The 4,006-nt window shown below is 64.3% G+C and carries 3 protein-coding genes; 1 reads left to right on the top strand and 2 read right to left on the bottom strand.

Translation table 11 applies throughout. From position 1 onward, the window contains the following. Positions 1-651, bottom strand: a 651-nt coding sequence (locus tag EOD07_RS25360) for an outer membrane protein (protein ID WP_164772510.1), incomplete at its 3' end; no start/stop codon positions are given. A gap of 159 nt (positions 652-810) precedes the next feature. Between EOD07_RS25360 and ade the strand changes: the two genes are divergently transcribed. Next, positions 811-2,628, top strand: a complete 1,818-nt coding sequence (ade, locus tag EOD07_RS25355; protein ID WP_127237368.1) for an adenine deaminase — start codon at positions 811-813, stop codon at positions 2,626-2,628. Positions 2,629-2,634: 6 nt separating this feature from the next. On the opposite strand, the gene EOD07_RS25350 is transcribed toward ade, so the two are convergent. Beyond that, positions 2,635-3,798 carry an alpha/beta hydrolase gene (locus EOD07_RS25350; RefSeq protein ID WP_127237367.1) on the bottom strand — a complete coding sequence of 388 codons (1,164 nt, stop codon included), beginning with the start codon at positions 3,796-3,798 and terminating at the stop codon, positions 2,635-2,637. Between the last annotated feature and the right edge of the window lie 208 nt (positions 3,799-4,006).

The raw sequence follows: 4,006 nt of genomic DNA, 5'->3' as shown, positions 1-4,006 counted from the left end.
GAATTTATAGCTGAAATTCACGCCTAGCGTCTGCAGCTTCACGTCCTGGTCGCGCTCGGTGAAAGTGTCCGAGGCGTCGAAATGCTCCTTGCCGAAATCGTAGTAGCGGTATTGCGCGCCGACGACGACATTGTTGGTCAAGGCATAGTCGACGCCGGCGCCGAGCGTCCAGCCGGTGCTGGTGCGGGTTCGGGCAAAGGTGGTGCCCGCCGCCTGCGAGGTCTCGATGCCGGCGAAAGCGACGCCGCCGATACCATAGATCAGCACGCGATCCATCGCGTAGCCGGCCTTGGCATTGATCGATCCGAACCACTTGACGTCGGTGCCGAATATGTTTCCCGGCGCGGCTTCAGTGGTGCCGTCGATCGAGGCGTAGTTGAGATCGGCCTCGGCGCCGATCACGGCCTGGTCGAACTGCCAGAGCCCCGCGACATGGCCGCCGACGAAACCGCCGTCGATGTCGGGCTTCACCGACCCGCCATCGACGGTGATGTCGGACCGGCCCCAGCCATAGCCGGCCTGCATGCCGGCATAATAGCCGGTCCAGTCGAAGCCGGGCGCGGTCATCGGCAGATCAGCGCCCAAGTCCGCCGCCCAGGCAGACCCGGACAGGGCAAGAAAGCCGGCACTGGCAAGCGTCAGTCGACGCATCGAGCGCTCCGAAATGGCGGTTCCGAGAAACTCCTGAGCGTAAACTAGCCCCATTCGTCGCCAAACGGAATTGTATCTCTGCAACAGTGGTTTACGACCTGACGCTCTGGCTCCAGGCGCCGACATTTGCGAAACTGGCCCATGCAGAGGACTCAGCCAATGACGAACGCCAAGCCGACAAGCGCCGCAAAGCCGAAGCCGTGGACGGAGGTGGTGACACATCTGGTCGATGTCGCGATGGGCCGAAAGCCCGCGGATCTGGTCATCCGCAATGGGCGCTGGGTGAATGTCCATTCGGGCGAGATCATCCCGGGCACCGATATCGCGATCGCCGCCGGCCGCTTCGCCTATTGCGGGCCGAATGCCGGCCACGCCATCGGGCAGGGAACCAAAGTGGTCGACGCCGGCGGACGCTATCTGGTGCCCGGCCTTTGCGACGCGCACATGCATGTCGAGAGCGGCATGGTGACGGTGACGGAATTCTGCCGAGCCGTGATCCCGCACGGCACGACCTCGATGTTCATCGATCCGCATGAGATCGCCAATGTACTTGGATTGCCGGGCGTTCGCCTGATGCATGACGAGGCGGTCGCGATGCCGATCAACGTGCATGTGCAGATGCCGTCCTGCGTGCCTTCGGCGCCGGGGCTGGAGCACGCCGGCGCCGAATTGACGGTCGCCGACGTGGCCGAGGCGATGACCTGGGAAAACATCATCGGGCTGGGCGAGGTGATGAATTTCCCCGGCGTCGCCGCCAACGATCCGGTGATGTCGGGCGAGATCGCCGAGACGGTCAGGGCCGGGAAGACGGTTGGCGGGCATTATGCGTCGCCCGATCTCGGTCTGCCGTTCCACGGCTATGTCGCGGGCGGGGCGGAGGACGACCATGAAGGCACGCGCGCGGAAGATGCGATCGCACGCGTGCGCCAGGGCATGAAGGCGATGCTGCGGCTGGGGTCGGCCTGGTACGACGTGGCGGCGCAGATCAAGGCAGTGACCGAAGGCGGCCTCGACCCGCGCAACTTCATCCTGTGCACCGATGACAGCCATTCGGGCACGCTCGTGCATGAAGGCCATATGGACCGCGTGGTGCGGCATGCCATCAGCCAGGGGCTGAAGCCGGTGACGGCGATCCAGATGGCGACGCTCAACACCGCCCAGCACTTCAGGCTGGAGCGCGAGATCGGCTCCATCGCGCCGGGACGCCTGGCCGATCTCCTGATCGTTTCCGACCTTGCCCAGATGGCCATAGACGAAGTCTATGGCCGCGGCGTCCGGCTGGCGAAAGCCGGCAAGCTCGAGATCGACATTCCTGCCTATGACTATCCGCAATCCGCGAAGAACACCGTCAGGCTCGGCAAGGCGCTCGCGGCGAAAGACTTCGACATTTTTGCGCCGCAGGGCGCCAACGAGGTGCGGGCGCGGGTTATCGGCGTGATCGAGAACCAGGCGCCGACGCGGGCTCTCGAGGCCGATCTCGCCGTCGAGGACGGGTTGGTCGCCATGGATCGCCGCAACGACATCTGCCAGATCGCGCTGGTCGAGCGCCATCGCGGCACGGGCGGCGTCACCAACGCCTTCGTTTCCGGATTCGGTTACGTGGAGGATTGCGCGATGGCGTCAAGCGTGGCGCATGACTCGCACCACGTCATCGTCGTTGGCACCAACAAGGAAGACATGGCTCTAGCCGTCAACCGGCTGAGCGAGGTGGGCGGCGGCGTCGTGCTTTATTCCAAGGGCAAGGAACTGGCGTTGGTCGAGATGCCGATCGCCGGCCTGATGTCCGACGAACGCGCCGAGATCGTCGCCACCAAGGCCGAGCAATTGACCGAGGCCATGCGCAAGGTCGGCTGCTCGCTCAACAACGCCTATATGCAGCACTCGCTGCTGGCGCTGGTGGTCATTCCGGAGCTCAGGATCTCGGATGTCGGCCTGGTCGACGTGACGACGTTCCAGAAGGTCGATCTTTTTATCTAGGGCAGATCATCCGCCGGTCGCGATGGTCAACACCTTGAACGGCGTGGTGATGACGACCTCCGCAACTGAACCGACCGCCTTGCCCAGGCCCTGGCCGATATTGTTGAGCTGCGTCGGGTCGGGCTCATCCGAGGCAAGGCCTGCTGGGGTGCGCAGCCGGTTGCCCAGCAATTGCACCAGGAAAGGGTTGTCGGCGAATTTGGCATGGTTCAGGCCGCCGTCGCCGCCCTTGGCCTGGGTCAGGTCGACGACCGTCACGCCGTAATTGGCCAGATCGGCGGCGTTGCCGTAATCGCCGACGCGCGGCTTGTCGCCGGAAATGAAGCTCGACAGCTTCAGCGCGCGGTCGTCGCCCGAAAGCAGGATGGCGAAGGGCTTGTCGGGCTTGCCGTAGCGGATCATCTGCTTCTTGAAGACATCGACGTCGATGTCGGGCGAGGCGAGGATGACATAGCCGAGCTTGCCGCCGAGATCGCGGTCGCCGGTGATGGCGAGCTGACGCAAAGCTTCCATCGTGAGCCAGGTGCCCATCGAATGGGCGATGATGTCGATGCTCTTGACGCGCGTCTTGGCAAGCATCCTGAGCGTCGCCTCGAGGTCGTCTCGCGCGGCGGTCGAGCTGTCCTTGTCGTAGATGTAGCCGGTCGCCTTGGCGCTCGATGCCCATGAGAACAGCACCGGCGTCCCGGGATATTTGGTGTCGTGCGCGATCTGCGTGATGCGGTAGATGCCGTCATCAAAACCATTGTTGAAGCCGTGCACGAACACCAAAGCGCGGTCGCCGCGCATGGAAACGTCGGCGCCGACCGCCTTGGCGAATTGCCGCGCGTCGCCATAGTGGACGACATCGGTGGCGGTGAACTGCTTGGCCGGATTGGAGTCGGCCGAGCCCTTGGCGCGCTCGATCGCGCCGACCTGATGGATCTTCGGCACGGTGACGTCCACGCGGGCGTAGCTGGTGGTCAGCGAACGGTCGCCGTCGAACACCTGGCGGGGATCCTTGGTCGCCTGCTGGCGGGTGGTGGCGACGAAGATCTCATGCCTGGCGGCAATGTCGGAGGCCGGCGCCGCAACCGCCTTGCGGTTGAGCAGATCGTGCGTGGGACCGGCACAGCCGGCGAGGGCGAGCGCGAGGGCAAGGCCGACAACGATCTTCACATGCACAGTCACCCGGGGTCCCCCAAGGGCGGCAAACTCTCTATTACTCCGATAAAGCCAGAGGGCTGCCGGGTCCAGTTCAAAGTCCATGCGGCGCGGAAACCCGCACCGATAGGGTTACTGCGCGGCCAGTTGGCGGATGCGGTCGGTCACATCGCGGTCGCTGGCAAAGCCATCGTCCTCACGCAGCCGCTGTCCGATCATCTGCACCATCATCGGG

This window comes from Mesorhizobium sp. M2C.T.Ca.TU.002.02.1.1 (assembly GCF_003997225.1).
The sequence above is the reverse complement of the archived record's forward strand: the minus strand, read 5'-3'. Positions and strand labels throughout refer to the sequence as shown.